13 protein-coding genes and 4 tRNA genes (1 of these 17 cut by a window edge) are annotated in these 15,764 nt (G+C 43.0%); 15 read left to right on the top strand and 2 right to left on the bottom strand.

Annotated elements, in window-relative coordinates:
• Positions 1–25 precede the first annotated feature (25 nt).
• The 3 genes from JSY38_RS05925 (at position 26) to JSY38_RS05915 (ending at position 3,416) form a co-directional block, all read left to right on the top strand.
• A complete protein-coding gene (locus tag JSY38_RS05925; protein ID WP_205115792.1) occupies positions 26–520 on the top strand; it encodes a CinA family protein in 495 nt (164 codons plus the stop codon).
• 110 nt (positions 521–630) lie between these two features.
• A complete protein-coding gene (recA, locus tag JSY38_RS05920; RefSeq protein WP_205115791.1) occupies positions 631–1,695 on the top strand; it encodes a recombinase RecA in 1,065 nt (354 codons plus the stop codon).
• 146 nt (positions 1,696–1,841) lie between these two features.
• Positions 1,842–3,416: a coiled-coil domain-containing protein gene (locus tag JSY38_RS05915; RefSeq protein WP_205115790.1), complete on the top strand. Its 1,575-nt coding sequence runs from the start codon at positions 1,842–1,844 to the stop codon at positions 3,414–3,416.
• 25 nt (positions 3,417–3,441) lie between these two features.
• On the opposite strand, the gene JSY38_RS05910 is transcribed toward JSY38_RS05915, so the two are convergent.
• Entirely contained in the window at positions 3,442–3,897 is a 456-nt protein-coding gene (locus JSY38_RS05910; RefSeq protein WP_114413252.1) for a regulatory protein RecX, read from the bottom strand.
• Between the two features lie 194 nt (positions 3,898–4,091).
• On the opposite strand from JSY38_RS05910, the gene JSY38_RS05905 reads away from it, so the two are divergent.
• The 9 genes from JSY38_RS05905 (at position 4,092) to JSY38_RS05865 (ending at position 11,489) form a co-directional block, all read left to right on the top strand.
• A complete protein-coding gene (locus JSY38_RS05905) occupies positions 4,092–5,345 on the top strand; it encodes a D-amino acid dehydrogenase (RefSeq protein WP_205115788.1) in 1,254 nt (417 codons plus the stop codon).
• A 31-nt stretch (positions 5,346–5,376) separates the two neighbouring features.
• Entirely contained in the window at positions 5,377–6,471 is a 1,095-nt protein-coding gene (gene alr / locus JSY38_RS05900; RefSeq protein WP_205115786.1) for an alanine racemase, read from the top strand.
• Positions 6,472–6,699: 228 nt separating this feature from the next.
• The gene (gene alaS / locus JSY38_RS05895; RefSeq protein ID WP_420844528.1) at positions 6,700–9,318 is read left to right on the top strand and encodes an alanine--tRNA ligase; all 2,619 of its coding nucleotides are present in this window, start codon (positions 6,700–6,702) and stop codon (positions 9,316–9,318) included.
• A 45-nt stretch (positions 9,319–9,363) separates the two neighbouring features.
• The gene (locus tag JSY38_RS05890) at positions 9,364–10,605 is read left to right on the top strand and encodes an aspartate kinase (protein ID WP_114413256.1); all 1,242 of its coding nucleotides are present in this window, start codon (positions 9,364–9,366) and stop codon (positions 10,603–10,605) included.
• Positions 10,606–10,748: 143 nt separating this feature from the next.
• On the top strand, positions 10,749–10,937 hold the full coding sequence (csrA, locus tag JSY38_RS05885) for a carbon storage regulator CsrA (protein WP_110577005.1): 189 nt from the start codon (positions 10,749–10,751) through the stop codon (positions 10,935–10,937).
• Positions 10,938–10,995: 58 nt separating this feature from the next.
• A tRNA-Ser gene (locus JSY38_RS05880) sits at positions 10,996–11,085 on the top strand.
• 59 nt (positions 11,086–11,144) lie between these two features.
• A tRNA-Arg gene (locus JSY38_RS05875) sits at positions 11,145–11,221 on the top strand.
• Positions 11,222–11,276: 55 nt separating this feature from the next.
• Positions 11,277–11,353: transfer RNA gene (locus JSY38_RS05870), tRNA-Arg, on the top strand.
• Between the two features lie 59 nt (positions 11,354–11,412).
• Positions 11,413–11,489: transfer RNA gene (locus JSY38_RS05865), tRNA-Arg, on the top strand.
• Positions 11,490–11,537: 48 nt separating this feature from the next.
• Here JSY38_RS05865 and JSY38_RS05860 read toward each other — a convergent pair.
• Positions 11,538–12,464, bottom strand: coding sequence for a tRNA dihydrouridine synthase (locus JSY38_RS05860; RefSeq protein ID WP_205116702.1), 927 nt, complete (start codon positions 12,462–12,464; stop codon positions 11,538–11,540).
• Between the two features lie 228 nt (positions 12,465–12,692).
• On the opposite strand from JSY38_RS05860, the gene JSY38_RS05855 reads away from it, so the two are divergent.
• The 3 genes in view from JSY38_RS05855 to JSY38_RS05845 are tightly spaced (at most 38 nt apart) and all read left to right on the top strand, a layout consistent with a single transcriptional unit that may run on beyond the window.
• Positions 12,693–12,938: an OadG family protein gene (locus JSY38_RS05855; protein ID WP_114413258.1), complete on the top strand. Its 246-nt coding sequence runs from the start codon at positions 12,693–12,695 to the stop codon at positions 12,936–12,938.
• Between the two features lie 38 nt (positions 12,939–12,976).
• Complete coding sequence (oadA, locus tag JSY38_RS05850) at positions 12,977–14,773, top strand: sodium-extruding oxaloacetate decarboxylase subunit alpha (protein ID WP_114413259.1); 1,797 nt, start codon at positions 12,977–12,979, stop codon at positions 14,771–14,773.
• Between the two features lie 19 nt (positions 14,774–14,792).
• On the top strand, positions 14,793–15,764 hold the 5' portion of the coding sequence (locus JSY38_RS05845; RefSeq protein WP_205115784.1) for a sodium ion-translocating decarboxylase subunit beta. It continues 201 nt past the right edge of the window; the window shows 972 of its 1,173 coding nt (coding positions 1–972); the start codon lies at positions 14,793–14,795; its stop codon lies off the right edge, out of view.

The following is a 15,764-nucleotide window of genomic DNA, read 5'->3' as shown; positions in this document are numbered from 1 at the left end:
TCCAAGGATTTAAGGGATAATGATAATGAATCCAATGCAAAAAATGACACACGCGGCACAACAAGCTGGAGAGCTCTTACAAAAAAGAGGGCTGTTACTCGTCACGGCAGAGTCTTGCACTGGTGGCTTGATTGGCGCGGTATGCACGGAAATTGCGGGTAGCTCGGCATGGTTTTTCGGTGGTGTGATTAGTTACGCCAATGAAGCTAAAATGCGTGGTTTGTCAGTGAAAGAAGAAACCCTGTCGTCTTTTGGCGCCGTGTCTGAGCAAACTGTAAAAGAGATGTGTGCTGGTGCTTTACAATTGGGCGGCGACATTTCTGTTGCTGTAAGTGGTGTGGCAGGTCCTGGGGGCGGTTCACCAGAAAAGCCTGTGGGCTGTGTTTATATTGGCTGGCAACGGATTGGTGAAGAAGCCAGAGTAGAGCGATTTTTGTTTTCTGGGGATCGTCAGGCGGTAAGAGAGGGGACGGTTTTAGAGGCTCTTCGCGGTGTAAAAGAGATGCTTGAAAGAGTTTAAAAATAATACTGTTTTTATATACAGTATTTCTTGAGATTACCCAAAAAAAACGATAGAGTTACCGACAACGACAATTAGTCACAACGAAAAGTATCCACAAGGAATTCATCATGTCATCTATTGCAGACAACAAGAAAAAGGCGCTGGATGCAGCGCTGTCTCAAATCGAGCGTCAATTTGGTAAAGGTGCCATCATGAAGATGGGCGAAGGTGCCAAGCTTGATATTGATACCGTTTCTACTGGATCGTTAGGTCTGGATATTGCGCTAGGTGCTGGTGGTCTTCCTTATGGTCGTATTTGTGAAATCTACGGACCAGAGTCTTCAGGTAAAACGACATTAACATTGAGTGTCATTGCAGAAGCGCAAAAACAAGGTAAGACTTGTGCCTTTATTGATGCTGAGCACGCGCTTGACCCTTCTTATGCTGAAAAGCTGGGCGTTAATATTGCGGATCTTTTGATCTCTCAACCAGATACGGGTGAACAGGCTCTTGAGATCGTAGATATGTTGGTGCGCTCTAATAGTGTCGATGTTGTTATCGTCGATTCTGTGGCTGCCTTGGTTCCTAAGTCTGAAATTGAAGGCGAAATGGGTAGTTCTTCTGTTGGTGTTCAAGCTCGTTTGCTTTCTCAAGCGATGCGTAAATTGACTGGATCTATCAAGAATGCAAACTGCCTTGTTATCTTCATCAACCAAATCCGTATGAAGATTGGCGTAATGTTTGGTTCTCCTGAAACCACAACCGGTGGTAACGCACTTAAGTTTTACTCTTCTGTTCGTTTGGATATTCGTCGTATCGGCTCGGTGAAGCAGGGCGATGAAGTGATCGGTAATGAAACCCGCGTTAAGGTTGTGAAGAACAAGATCGCGCCACCTTTTAAACAAACTGAATTCCAGATTATGTATGGTGCTGGTATTTACCGTATGGGTGAAGTAATTGATTTAGGTGTTAAGCAAGGCTTTGTTGATAAAGCGGGTGCTTGGTACGCTTATGGCGGTAATAAAATTGGACAAGGTAAAGCCAATGCTGCGCAATATTTAGCGGATAACCCAGAAATTGCTCAAGAGATTGAAGCGAAGATTCGTGAAGATTTATTGCCTAAAAAAGCCGATGCTAAGGCAAATGTTGCTGCGAAAGAAGCCGATGAAGAAGTTGAGCAACTAGACTTCTAATTTTTTTGGTTTTTTATATTTAGAAAGCAGGCTTCGGCCTGCTTTTTTTGTTTTTGTGGGGCATGCTTTAAAAAATGTAGGTTTTATGGTTTCTTTGAGGCTAACCTTTTAAGATATTTTTCTTCGTAATTAAAGAGGCTACTGTTATGCAAATCTGGCACTGGGGGTTGGTAATATCTAGTGTGATGCTATTTATCATCCTGCTATTTGTTGTCTACCGTTATTTTGCTTTGAAGAAAGTGCTGATGGGGTCTGATGAAGCATTGAATAGTACTGCTTATCCTTCGGATAATGACACTGTCTCCGAGGCTAAAAAAATACAATGGTTAGCATTATTAAAACAGCAACGGAATATCTGTACTGACTTACTGGATAAGTCATCAAAAGCTGACTCGCAAGGACGATCTGCTTTGTCTTGCTGGGCTATTTTTCTAGATGTCGAAATGCATATTATTGAGCGTTCTGTGCCTAATGAAAAAATAGTTATGTTATTGGGTGTTTTTAAAGGACTGCTAGATCGTGTAGATCAAGCTCAAGAAATCGATGCGCTTCTTCAATCCCTTAAGGTGAATCAATCTTTGTTGTATGAGTTAAATAAAGTTATCCAGAAAGCAGGGGATAAGGTGTTTTCTCAAGTTGGTGTAACATCTGATTTGAATAATCAGCTGGATAAATTACAAGCTGAGTTGTCTGTAGAGCCTGATTTGGATAATGATCTTGCTGCACTGCGTGCAGAAATGGCCTGTATGCATGAATTTGCTGAGCGATTGGCGATGCATTTAGAGGAGTTGAAGGGGGATGAAGAACATGCTGCCTATGTTAATGCGTTAGAAAACTTTATACATGACGTTAGCGAGTCGGTTTTTTTAGATCCAGTGAAGACTGAGTTAGATGACAAAGTTGCAGACCTTAAGGCGTTAGCGGCTTATCAAAAAAATATTATTGAAGCGCTAAAAGAAGGGGTTCATAAAGTAAAAATAGATAACGCAGGGGAAGGGAAGGATTTAAGCGCGTATGACATATCAATTGTAAGGTTGGAAAAATCGCTATTGGAAAGCGGGCGAGTCGTTAAAAGTTTAGAAGCTAAGTTGGTAAGTTTGCAAACGATTCAATACAACCTAAACATAGATGCGGCTAAGCGTGATGAGGCTTTAAAGAAAGCGACAGCATTATTGAGTCAAAGGGAGCAACCAAACTCCCAAGTGATGGATATATATGGTGTTATGGAGGAAGAGCGCAGCACCATGAAAAATATAGAAGATTTACTATATCAGGGCTCGTTCACAGAGCAATCTGATACCTATATTCATGAACAAGCTGGAAAGTTGAGTTCTTTGCGCCAAATGGTGGATGAGTCTGAATTGTATGTTGAAATGCTCGAGCGAGATTTAGAAGACGCAAGGGTGTTGCATGAAGTGCTCGAGAATAAAAGGCTCCACCCTGATGACTATACAGAGTCCGCCGTCGGTGATGAGGCTCTTTTGAATACCCAGGATTTAGAAGAAATTGAGAACCTACAAGAAATCAATGACGAGCTGGAAGAAGAAAAAAAGCGTCTAGAAGCCGAAATATCGGATGGTCAGGCGTTGTCAGATGACGCTGTGAGATTGCAGAAAAAAATCACTGAATTAGATATAAAGATTGAGGCAGTTCAGAAAAAATATGTCGAAATGGAAGAGCGCTATTTAGCAGCTATGATGGCTAAAGAACAGAAGTTGTAGTTTCTCTGTACTAATGTTTCTGCGTCTAATAACTTTCTTTCGATGAGGTTGCATATTTTATTTGCTCGAAGTCAAAGCCTCGATATTGTAGGTAGCGTGATTGCTTGGCCCTTTCCTTGTAGTCGGTGCAATACTCTTCTCCGAACCTTCTTTCTTTAAGTTGTTTTGCTAGCTCAAACCAATCTGCATTTGAGTTCGAAATGGCTTTTTTTGCTAGTTCACTGTGAATGCCTTTTTGTATTAGCTCTTGCTGTATTCTGCTTGCGCCAAGAGGTTTATTTAGTCGACTTCTGACAAAAATTTCTGCAAAGCGAGTGTCGTTGAGATAGTTCATTTCTTCAAGACGCTCAATGGTCGTTTCAATCTCTTCTTCCTCGTGACCTCTTAATTTTAATTTTGTGGTTAATTCCTTTTTGCTGTGTTCTCTGTGACTTAGCAGTGACATGGCTTGGTCGAAAATGGATGTTTGGTGCTCTTTCATGTCTTTCTCGCTGCATATTCTGATTAAGTCGGTATTTTATCAGTCAAATAAGTCTTTTACATTCAATTTGTGATCGGCTTTATTTTTTTGTTTTCATAGTTTTTTATTCTTTATATTAAAATAAAATAAGATGATAAAACTGGATATCTTGTGCAAATATAGATGATATAACTTTATCTTTTTTGGGGTTTTTTATGCGTGTTTGCGTGTTGGGTGCAGGTGTTGTTGGTTTGACGTCAGCGTATTATTTGGCGAAAAAAGGCTTTGATGTGACCGTGATTGATCGTCAAGAGGGTGTTGCTCTTGAGACAAGCTTTGCTAATGCGGGTCAGATTTCTCCTGGTTATTCAGCACCTTGGGCGGCACCAGGTATTCCTCTTAAGGCTATTAAGTGGTTGATGCAAAAACACGCGCCGTTAAAAGTCAGTGCTGATCCAGAGCTTAAAAAAATAGCATGGATGGGCAAGATGTTAATCAATTGCACTGAAAAGGCGTATGACGTTAATAAATCTCGTATGGTGGCGTTAGCTGAATACAGCCGAGATCAATTTATTACTATGCGCAAAGATATTGGTATTAAGTACGATGACGGACAGGGTGGCTTGACTCAACTATTTCGTAAGGATGAGCAAGTCGAAGCGTCTGAAAAAGATATTAAGGTGCTAAAAGCTTTGAATGTTCCGCATCAAGTATTAACACCAGCACAAATTTTAGAGGTTGAACCAGGCCTCGCTCCGGTCATTGATAAGTTTAAAGGCGGACTTCGTTTGGTTGGCGATGAGACAGGTGACTGCTTTGTTTTTTGCCAAGAATTGAAAAAACACTGTGATGAATTAGGTGTGACATTTAAATTTGGTGTGGCGATTGAGCGCTTGGTCGTAGAAGGTGGTAAAGTACGCGCCGTTAAAACCGATCAGGGTGACTTTGAGTTTGATAATGTTTTGGTTTCAATGGGCAGCTACTCAAAAGAATTGCTTTCAGATATCGATATTTCTGTTCCTGTTTATCCGGTGAAAGGGTATTCCTTAACTGTGCCTATTACAGACTCACAATTTGCTCCCGTTTCAACTGTAATGGATGAAACCTACAAAGTTGCTGTGACTCGACTTGGCGGGCGTATTCGTGCCGCAGGAACCGCAGAGCTAAACGGGTATAATCTTGATTTGCCAAAAGTTCGTACCGAAACTATTACTCATGTTGTTCATGATTTATTTGACCAAGGCTGTGATTTATCGGAAGCAGATTATTGGACAGGACTTCGTCCAATGACACCAGATGGTACGCCAGTTGTTGGGCGTACCCATATTGATGGTTTGTATTTGAATACAGGGCACGGAACATTAGGTTGGACCATGTGTTGCGGCTCTGCCGCTGTGATTGCGGATATTATCTCAGGCGATAAGACTGACATCGATTCACAGGATCTTTCTGTAAGACGTTATAAGTAATAAAAACGCTTTTAAAATTTAAGGGGCAAAAATGGCAAGGCCACTCACGGCAACGGTAGATTTGGAGGCGATCTTACAAAATTATCGTTATGCGAAAAAATTACAGCCAACTTGTAAGGCGTTTGCTGTTGTTAAAAGCAATGCCTATGGACATGGTGCGGTTGAGGTCTCTCGTTACTTGGATGAGGAGGTGGATGCTTTTGCAGTGGCAGCCATTGAAGAAGCAATCGCTTTGCGTGAGGCGGGTATTGTTTCGCCTATTTTGTTGTTGGAAGGTGTATTTGAAGGTGAAGAGTGGGCGCTGTGCGAGAAGCATGGTTTTTGGTCTGCTCTAGAGAATGCTCAGCAGCTTGATGAGTTGCAAGCTAGTCATGCAAAAATTGAAAAGATTTTCTTGAAGTTAGATTCAGGTATGCATCGTCTTGGCGTTGACAAAGAAACGGCGCCAATGTTTGTGTCTGCGTTGAAAGACAGTGGGCAAGTGGGAGAGGTGGTTTTAATGACACATTTTTCTTGTGCGGATGATTTGTCAGATCTAACGACTATGCAGCAGTTAGCTTATTTTGAGCAAGCTCGTCAATCGATTGGTGATATCGAGGCCAGTGTAGCGAACTCAGCGGCGATTATGAAATGGAGTGTGCCTGAAGGTGGTTGGATTCGCCCGGGTATCATGCTGTATGGGATTTCTCCTTTTGCTGAAGTGAGTGGTCGAGCAGTGGGCTTGCGTCCAGCGATGACTTTGTCTTCAAAAGTGATTTCGACCCGCAAACTTAAGCAAGGCGATAGAGTTGGTTATGGTCTTGGTTATGTGGCTGCTGAAGATCATGTATTGGCAACGGTCGCTGTGGGTTATGGTGACGGTTATCCTCGTCACGCAGAAAATGGCACACCGTTGCAAATTGATGGAAAACCCGCTTGCCTCGCAGGCCGTGTATCTATGGATATGATTACGGTGCGTATGCAAGATTTCGCTGCTGAGCCTGCCATGGGGCAGGAAGTAGTACTTTGGGGTGGCGATGTGCCGGTCGAACAGGTCGCAGATTATGCCGGTACCATCGGTTATGAGTTGGTGACTAGGATGACCGCGCGACCTCATTATCGTTATATTCGCGGTGAAGGTTCTTAGTAATCCCTTTCTAAAAGCATACTGTAAAAGTAGGTTTACATCCGTAAATCCTACTCTTGCTTAAGTTATGCACAAAATAAGCTTTAAATTACTACGGTTTCTTTTGAAAACACCTATCCTTTGCGTGTACTATTTTGTGCTTTTCGTTGCATCGAGTCGGCATATATTAATTTGCCATTCACGCAATCCAATTCGTCCAGAAAAATAGAGATAGAGACTCATCCCATTATGAAGAGTTCTGAGTTACGCCAGTCATTTTTATCGTACTTTGAAAGTAAGCAGCATCAAATCGTGGAATCCAGTTCTTTGGTTCCTGGAAATGATCCAACTTTGCTGTTCACCAATGCTGGTATGGTCCAGTTTAAAGATGTGTTTTTGGGAGAGGATCTTCGCCCATACTCACGAGCAACGACGTCTCAACGTTGTGTTCGAGCCGGTGGTAAACACAATGACTTAGAGAATGTCGGTTATACCGCACGTCACCACACTTTCTTTGAAATGTTGGGTAACTTCAGTTTTGGCGATTACTTCAAAAAAGACGCTATTCATTATGCGTGGGAGTTTCTAACGGTTGTGCTGAAGTTGCCAACTGAAAAATTGTTGGTAACCGTTTACGCAGACGACGATGAAGCCTTTGACATTTGGAATAAAGACATTGGTCTGCCAGAAGAGAAGATTATTCGTATTGGTGATAACAAAGGTGGTCGTTATCAGTCCGATAATTTCTGGGCGATGGGCGATACTGGCCCGTGTGGTCCTTGTACTGAGGTCTTTTTTGACCATGGTGAACACATTTGGGGTGGGCCTCCAGGCTCTCCTGAAGAAGATGGTGACCGTTTTATTGAAATTTGGAACGTAGTTTTCATGCAGTTTAATCGTTCTACTGATGGCAATATGGCGCCTTTGCCTAAGCCTTCTGTTGATACTGGCATGGGCTTGGAGCGCATTGCTGCGATTCTGCAAGGTGTTCATAGTAACTATGAAATTGATTTGTTCCAAAATCTGATTAAAGCTGCTGCGAAAGTGGTTGGTACTCAGGATTTGAGTGCACAGTCTCTGCGTGTTATTGCTGACCATATTCGCTCTTGTTCTTTCATGATTGTTGATGGTGTGATCCCGTCTAATGAAGGCCGTGGTTATGTCTTACGTCGTATTATTCGTCGCGCTATACGTCACGGTAACAAGCTAGGTCAAACAGGTATCTTTTTCCATAAATTGGTAGAAGCGCTTGATATTGAGATGGGGGAAGCCTACCCGGAGTTAACAAAGTTAAAAGAGCGTGTTGCTTCTATTCTATTAAAAGAAGAAGAGCAGTTTGCTAAGACGCTTGATCAAGGGATGAAAATCCTTGAGGAAGCGATTTCTGAGCTAGGTGATAAAAAAACTATTCCTGGCGAGACGGTGTTTAAGCTTTATGACACTTATGGTTTTCCTGCTGATTTAACCAATGATGTTGCTCGTGAAAATGAGTTGGAAATAGATGAAGCTGGATTTGAAGTGGCAATGGACGCACAGCGTGCTCGTGCTCGTTCTGCAAGTAACTTCTCTATGGATATGTCTGGCAGTATTGAGTTGGACTCGGTTACTGAGTTTACTGGCTACGACAATCTGGCGGGGGCTTGTGAAATTGAGATGATCCTTGTTGATGGTGAATCTGTTAAAACGATTGAAGCTGGTCAAATTGCTGCCGTGATTTTGAAATCTACGCCTTTTTATGCAGAATCTGGAGGCCAAGTTGGTGATCAAGGTTGGTTGCGTGGCTCAGGTGCTTTCAAGGTTTCTAACACAACAAAGCAAGCCAAAGCGCACTTGCATTATGGTGAGCTGAAAGAGGGGAGTTTGACAGTTGGTGAGCAAGTGACAGGTGAGGTGGATCGTACTTTACGTATGGCGACCACATTGAATCACTCTGCGACTCACTTAATGCATGAGGCACTGCGTCGTATCTTAGGAGACCATGTTCTGCAGAAAGGTTCTTTGGTGAATGCTGAGCGTTTGCGCTTCGATTTCTCGCATTTTGAAGGTGTTACGGCGACAGAGATCGAGCAAATCGAAGACATGGTTAACGAACAGATCCGCTTAAACCGTCCAGTAGAAACCGACATCATGGATGTTGAGTCTGCTAAAGCGAAAGGCGCTATGGCGTTGTTTGGTGAGAAATACGACAGTGAAGTACGTGTATTGACTATGGGGGCTGACTACTCGATTGAATTGTGTGGCGGTACTCATGTTAGCCGAACGGGTGATATTGGTTTCTTTAAGATTGTAACAGAAAGCGGTATTGCTGCTGGTGTTCGCCGTATAGAAGCGGTGACCGGTAAAGTTGCGATTGATATAACTCGTCAGACAGAATCAGTTCTTGATGGTATTGCTAGCCTTGTTAAGGGTAATCAAGACAGTGTTTTTGATAAGGTTGTTGCCTTGAATGATCATGCGCGAAGCTTGCAAAAAGAGTTGGATACGGTGAAAGCTAAAATGGCCGCTTTAGCGGGCGCTGATTTGGCTTCGCAGGCCGTAGATATTAACGGTGGCAAGTTGCTTGTTACTCAAGTGGAAGTGGAAGATCCAAAAGCATTGCGCGATTTGCTTGATGAATTGAAGAGCAAACTTGAATCTGCAGTTATTCTTTTAGCGGCAGTTAATGATGGCAAAGTAAGTCTGATTGCTGGCGTGACAAAAGAATTGACCAAAAATGTGAAGGCGGGTGATCTGATTAAGATGATTGCGCCTTTGGTTGATGGTAAGGGGGGTGGTCGTCCTGATATGGCTCAGGCTGGTGGTAATAATCCAGATGGTTTGCCTGCTGCGCTTGCGTTGGTGCCTGATTGGGTTGCTGAACGAGTATAACTTGATACGCTCTGTTTGAGCTTTGATTTGGGTGATAGAAAGATTATGGCGTTGTTAGTTCAAAAATACGGCGGCACTTCGGTAGGTACTATAGAGCGTATCGAAGCAGTTGCAGACCGGGTGTTAAAGCATAAGCAGCAAGGCGATGACATAGTGGTTGTGGTTTCGGCTATGAGTGGTGAAACCAATCGGCTGATTGATCTTGCTAAAAGTATCAATGCTGCCCCTAATGCGCGAGAGATGGATGTTCTTTTGTCGACAGGAGAGCAGGTTACCATTGCGCTTTTATCGATGGCGCTGATGAAGCGTGGTCTTGATGCGCGTTCTTATACTGGGTCTCAGATTCGTATTACAACTGACAACGCGCATGGTAAAGCCCGAATTCAAAAAATTGATACCGACGCGATGCGTGCAGATTTAGACGCTGGGCGTGTGATTGTTGCAGCAGGTTTTCAAGGGGCTGATGAGTTCGGTAACATTACGACTTTGGGTCGAGGTGGCTCTGATACGACGGGGGTGGCTTTGGCTGCTGCTTTAAAGGCTGATGAATGCCAGATCTACACGGATGTTGATGGAGTTTACACGACTGACCCAAGAGTAGTAGATAGTGCTCGACGTTTGGAAAAGATCACCTTTGAAGAGATGCTGGAAATGGCCAGCCTTGGTTCTAAGGTATTGCAGATTCGTTCTGTCGAATTTGCAGGTAAGTACCAAGTGCCACTAAGGGTTCTGTCTAGTTTTGTAGAAGGTGAAGGTACATTGATTACAACTGAGGGGGTTAAGGGTATGGAGCAGCCAGCGGTTTCTGGGATTGCGTTCAATAGAGATGAAGCAAAATTAACCTTGAAAGGTGTGCCAGATATACCCGGTATCGCTTCTCGTATTCTTGGGCCTATCAGCGATGCGAATATTGAAGTAGATATGATTGTTCAAAACGTATCTGTAGATGGTACGACAGACTTCACTTTTACCGTGCATCGCAATGAATATGATCAGGCACTTTTGACATTGAATGCGATCGCTAAAGAGCTTGGTGCGAACGCTGTCTTGTCTGATGCCAAGATTGCTAAAGTTTCTATTGTGGGGGTAGGGATGCGCTCTCATGCTGGCGTGGCGAGCACTATGTTCAAAGCCTTGGCGGCTGAGTCGATAAATATTCAGTTGATTTCGACATCTGAAATTAAAGTTTCAGTCATTATTGATGAAAAATACATGGAATTGGCTGTTCGAGCGTTACATTCCGCATTCAAATTAAACGAAGTGTCACCAGGGGTGAGTGAAGAGTAACAATTGGATACATAAAACCCTGTATGGATGGATGGTTTAATTTTTAGAGAGGCGCTACAATAGGGTCTTGTAGGAATTGCCCTACACTGTGTGTCAGGCAATTCTGCTAAAATGCTAAAAGCTATTACAGGGAGATTACTCAAATGCTTATTCTTACTCGTCGTGTTGGTGAAACTTTAATGGTTGGTGATGAAGTTTCTGTCACTGTGTTGGGCGTAAAAGGTAATCAGGTTCGTATCGGTATTAATGCACCGAAAGATGTTTCTGTTCATCGTGAAGAGATTTATCTTCGCATTCAAAAAGAACAAGACGACCAAGATTTAGAAGATTAATTTTTAAAAAAGCCTTTACAAGACAAATGTGTCGTATATAATGCGCCCCACTTGTTACGGAGAGTTGGCCGAGTGGCCGAAGGCGCGCCCCTGCTAAGGGTGTATGGGTTAACACTCATCGAGGGTTCGAATCCCTCACTCTCCGCCATTTCAAGTTTTATTTAGAGGCTATCCTTTCTAAATAAAAAGAGAGAAAGAAATTGTAGTGCACCCGTAGCTCAGCTGGATAGAGTACTCGGCTACGAACCGAGCGGTCAGAGGTTCGAATCCTCTCGGGTGCACCATTTCAAAAAATACATTTTGTTTTATCCAGAATAAAATGTGGGAATAAATTGCTATGCACCCGTAGCTCAGCTGGATAGAGTACTCGGCTACGAACCGAGCGGTCAGAGGTTCGAATCCTCTCGGGTGCACCATTCCTTCCTTAATACATTTTTTATTTATCCACATACAAGATGTAGTTAAAAATTGCTATGCACCCGTAGCTCAGCTGGATAGAGTACTCGGCTACGAACCGAGCGGTCAGAGGTTCGAATCCTCTCGGGTGCACCATTTTCTATTCTTTTTTTCTCCTTTGCTATTCTTTTTATATCCCCTTTGTTATTTCATAATGTCTTTAAAAGACGCAGCTATTTCATTTGTGCTTTTGCTGCGACGTAATACCTGCAGGTTTTCTTTGATTTCTATAAAATTGAATCGTAAATGCCCGCACCATTGTTTTAATCTGCCAAGTGTTGCAACTTCATCATAGTGCTGTTGTAGTTCATTGGTGTAGCTGTTGAACAGATTTATAAATATTGCTTTATCAATGTTGCTTTTGTTCCCGTTTAGCTCTGTCCTTAGTTGTTGAAAAATAAATGGATTGTTAAGTGATCCTCTTCCAATCATAAAGTGTTGGCAACCAGTGATAGATTTGCAGCGTAGTAAAGACTCTGTATCTATAATGTCTCCATTTGCAACAATAATCATTTTTGTTTTGTCTTGAATTTCGCCAATTTTTTCCCATCGAGCGGGAGGCTTGTAACCATCTTTTTTAGTTCGCCCATGAATAGTGAGTGTGTCTACTCCCGCTGCTTCAATAGCAGCAACATTTTCAAATAAGAGCGCTTCATCTTCGAAACCTAGGCGGATTTTTGCAGAGACAGGGATTTTGCTCGGTAGATTTTTGCGAATCGCGCCCATTATTTTGTGTAGTGAATCAGGGGTTTGCAGTAAAACTGAGCCACCACCATGCCCGTTTACACGTTTTGCTGGGCAGCCAAAATTCACGTCGATATGTGTTGCTCCAGCCTCAACTGCATTGGATGCGCTATGTGCCATTAGTTCAGCGTTGCTACCTAGTAGTTGTGTGTGTACCGGATGGTTGTATTGGGTTTTGGCGTTATGCTGGTTTTCCGGTACGAGGCGCTTAAACGTACTTGAAGGGATTGGGTATTGGGTAACTCTGATAAATTCTGAAACTAAGTAGTCCATTCCGCCAATTTTGGAAAGTAATGCCCGCATTGTGTGATCCATGACGCCCTCCATGGGCGCGACGGCTAATACAATATTGTTGCTGTGTGTCGTATTTATTGGGAGTGATGCTTTTTCTAGGGAATTGTTCACGAAATAAGTCTAACTGTTATGCAAAAAAAATATGAAACTGTTCTGGTTTGTGATAAAAACTATCTATTACAAATAAACAGTGCTGTTGGGTGTGCATCTGACCACATAAGGTCTGTACAAACAAGGCAAGATAGATAAGGTGTTAGTGCTATGAATGGGCTGCTAGAAGATGGTTTTGGGCTAATGGTCTTGGGAATGGGATTTGTTTTCCTGTTTTTGATTATTTTGATATTTGCGACTAAATATATGTCGCGCCTGCTTAATTATTTATTTCCTGAACAGCCTGTCGTTGCGCCAAATTCGTCTAAGGGTTTGAATTCATCTGGTGTTGATGCGCAGCTAACAGCAGTTATTACCGCAGCTGTTCATCAGCACCAAAAAAGCAAAAAATCCTAATTTCATATTAATAACTTTACTCTTTACGAGGCTGAAACATGACAACAACAAAGCAACCTCTTGGCATTACTGATGTCGTTTTGCGTGATGCTCACCAATCCTTGTTCGCTACGCGGATGCGTATTGACGATATGCTCCCTATTGCTGAAAAGCTGGATCAAGTTGGTTTTTGGTCGCTTGAATCTTGGGGTGGGGCGACGTTTGATGCTTGTATCCGCTTTATCGGTGAGGATCCATGGGAGCGTATCCGTGAGCTTAAAAAGGCCATGCCTAATACGCCTCAGCAGATGTTGTTGCGTGGACAGAACCTGCTTGGATATCGCCACTACGCGGATGATGTTGTTAATAAATTTGTTGAACGTGCCGCTTTTAATGGCGTAGATGTTTTCCGAATTTTTGATGCAATGAATGACCCTCGTAACTTAGAAACAGCTATCAAGGCGGTTAAGAAGCAAGATAAGCATGCGCAAGGTACGATTTCTTATACTAAAAGCCGAGTGCATACGACTCAGAACTGGGTTGATTATGCTAAAACCCTTGAGGATATGGGGGCGGATTCTATTGCGATCAAGGATATGTCGGGAATTTTGACGCCATATGATGCTTTTGAATTAGTGAGCTTGCTAAAAGCTCAGACTCAATTGGAAGTTCAGTTGCATGCACACGCAACTTCTGGCTTGTCGGATATGACGATTTTAAAAGCAGTTGAGGCTGGAATCGATCGTGTTGATACAGCAATTTCTTCTATGTCGATGACTTACGGGCACAGTGCAACAGAATCTGTAGTTGCAGCTTTACAGGGTACAGATAGAGATACTGGTTTGGATCTAGAGTTATTAGAAGATATTGCTTCATATTTCCGAGAAGTGAGAAAGAAATATGCGAAGTTTGAAGGGTCTCTTCGTGGTACGGATTCTCGTATTTTGATAGCACAAGTTCCTGGCGGCATGTTAACTAACATGGAGAGTCAGTTAAAAGAGCAGGGCGCTGCAGATAAATTCGACGAAGTGTTAAAGGAGATACCAAAAGTTCGTGAAGACCTAGGTTTGATTCCGCTTGTAACGCCTACCTCTCAAATCGTTGGTACTCAGGCTGTTTTGAATGTGCTTACTGGTGAGCGCTATAAATCTATTTCTAAAGAAACTGCGGGAATTTTGAAGGGGGAGTATGGGGCTGCGCCAGCTGAGTTTAATAGTGAGCTACAGTTGAGGGTTCTGGATGGTGCTGATGCCATTACTTGTCGTCCTGCGGACTTGCTAGCCCCGGAAATGGATAAGTTGACTGAGGAGTTGGTTGGTCTTTCAAAGGAAAAGAATATTTCGCTATCAGGTGATCAGATTGATGACGTTTTAACTTATGCCTTGTTCCCACAAATAGGTCTTAAATTTCTGCAAAATCGTGGTGATTCCAGTGCTTTTGAGCCTGTGCCGACAATTGATGATGTTGTTGATAGTAAACCTACGGTTGCAAGTGCGTCTTCGGGTGAGGCAAGTGTTTATACTGTTTCGGTTTCAGGGCAGAGTTTTGTTGTTCAGGTGTCGGAAGGTGGTGATGTAAGTAATATTCAGCCTGTTGCAAATACTCAAGCTTCCCAGGTTCAGGCATCAGCTCCAGCTAAAGCTTCAGGTGAGGGTGTGCCTTCTCCATTGGCTGGAAATATATTTAAAGTGCTAGTGTCTCCGGGGCAGCAAGTTGAAGAAGGTGATACGGTGATGATCTTAGAGGCAATGAAGATGGAGACTGAAATCTCTGCGCCTAAGTCAGGTGTCGTGGGTTCCATTAATGTAAAAGAAGGCGACTCCGTACAGGTCGGTCAGTCGCTTTTTACTTTGTAATTAAAGGAACCAGTTCAAAATGGAAAACAAATTATTAAACCTTTATCACGATACAGGAATTTATCAATTAGAGCTTGGCCAGTTTGTGATGATCTGTGTTGGTTTGTTGTTGGTCTTTCTAGCTATAAAGAAGGGGTTTGAGCCGCTGTTACTTCTACCGATAGGTATTGGTGCTGTGCTCGTTAATATTCCTGGGGCTGGATTTATGGCTGCTCCGGTTTACGATGCGACCGGACACATGGTGTCGCCTGGTGGGCTACAATATTATATCTACCATGGAGGTATTGAGACGGGGTTGTTTCCGTTGCTTATTTTCATGGGGGTTGGTGCAATGACGGATTTCGGTCCTATGCTTGCGAACCCGAAAACATTGCTTCTTGGTGCAGCTGCACAGTTTGGTATTTTTGCTACAGTGATTGGTGCTGTGTTTCTTGGTGCTTCAGGTATCATGGACTTCTCGTTAGCTGATGCTGCTGCGATCGGCATCATTGGCGGTGCTGATGGTCCGACTGCTATCTTTGTTGCTAGCCGATTGGCTCCTGATCTGTTAGGTGCCATTGCAGTGGCTGCTTATTCATACATGGCATTGGTGCCACTTATTCAGCCGCCAATTATGCGGGCTTTGACAACAAAAGAAGAGCGCTCAATTAAAATGGAGCAACTCAGACCTGTCACTAAGAAAGAGAAAATTGTCTTTCCTATTGTTGTGACTATTCTTGTTGCTATGTTTTTGCCATCTGCGGCCCCTCTGCTTGGTATGTTTTGTTTTGGTAACTTGATGCGAGAGTGTGGTGTTGTTAATCGCTTGAGTGACACGGCTCAAAATGCATTGATCAACATTGTCACTATTTTCTTAGGTTTGGGTGTGGGTTCCAAGTTGAGCTCCGAGGCTTTTTTGAATTTAGAGACGCTTGGGATATTGGGCTTAGGCTTGGTTGCGTTTTCTATTGGCACGGCAGCAGGCGTATTAATGGCGAAAACAATGAATCGA

It is taken from the genome of Marinomonas foliarum, assembly GCF_016906065.1.
Taxonomy (GTDB): domain Bacteria; phylum Pseudomonadota; class Gammaproteobacteria; order Pseudomonadales; family Marinomonadaceae; genus Marinomonas; species Marinomonas foliarum.
The sequence above is the reverse complement of the archived record's forward strand: the minus strand, read 5'-3'. Positions and strand labels throughout refer to the sequence as shown.

Coding starts and splice junctions, on each gene's coding strand:
- JSY38_RS05905 (WP_205115788.1), top strand. CDS start 4,092: ATGCGTGTTTGCGTGTTGGGTGCAGGTGTTGTTGGTTTGACGTCAGCG.
- JSY38_RS05925 (WP_205115792.1), top strand. CDS start 26: ATGAATCCAATGCAAAAAATGACACACGCGGCACAACAAGCTGGAGAG.
- JSY38_RS05910 (WP_114413252.1), bottom strand. CDS start 3,897: ATGAAAGAGCACCAAACATCCATTTTCGACCAAGCCATGTCACTGCTA.
- alr (WP_205115786.1), top strand. CDS start 5,377: ATGGCAAGGCCACTCACGGCAACGGTAGATTTGGAGGCGATCTTACAA.
- oadA (WP_114413259.1), top strand. CDS start 12,977: ATGACAACAACAAAGCAACCTCTTGGCATTACTGATGTCGTTTTGCGT.
- csrA (WP_110577005.1), top strand. CDS start 10,749: ATGCTTATTCTTACTCGTCGTGTTGGTGAAACTTTAATGGTTGGTGAT.
- JSY38_RS05860 (WP_205116702.1), bottom strand. CDS start 12,464: ATGGAGGGCGTCATGGATCACACAATGCGGGCATTACTTTCCAAAATT.
- JSY38_RS05915 (WP_205115790.1), top strand. CDS start 1,842: ATGCAAATCTGGCACTGGGGGTTGGTAATATCTAGTGTGATGCTATTT.
- recA (WP_205115791.1), top strand. CDS start 631: ATGTCATCTATTGCAGACAACAAGAAAAAGGCGCTGGATGCAGCGCTG.
- JSY38_RS05855 (WP_114413258.1), top strand. CDS start 12,693: ATGAATGGGCTGCTAGAAGATGGTTTTGGGCTAATGGTCTTGGGAATG.
- alaS (WP_420844528.1), top strand. CDS start 6,700: ATGAAGAGTTCTGAGTTACGCCAGTCATTTTTATCGTACTTTGAAAGT.
- JSY38_RS05890 (WP_114413256.1), top strand. CDS start 9,364: ATGGCGTTGTTAGTTCAAAAATACGGCGGCACTTCGGTAGGTACTATA.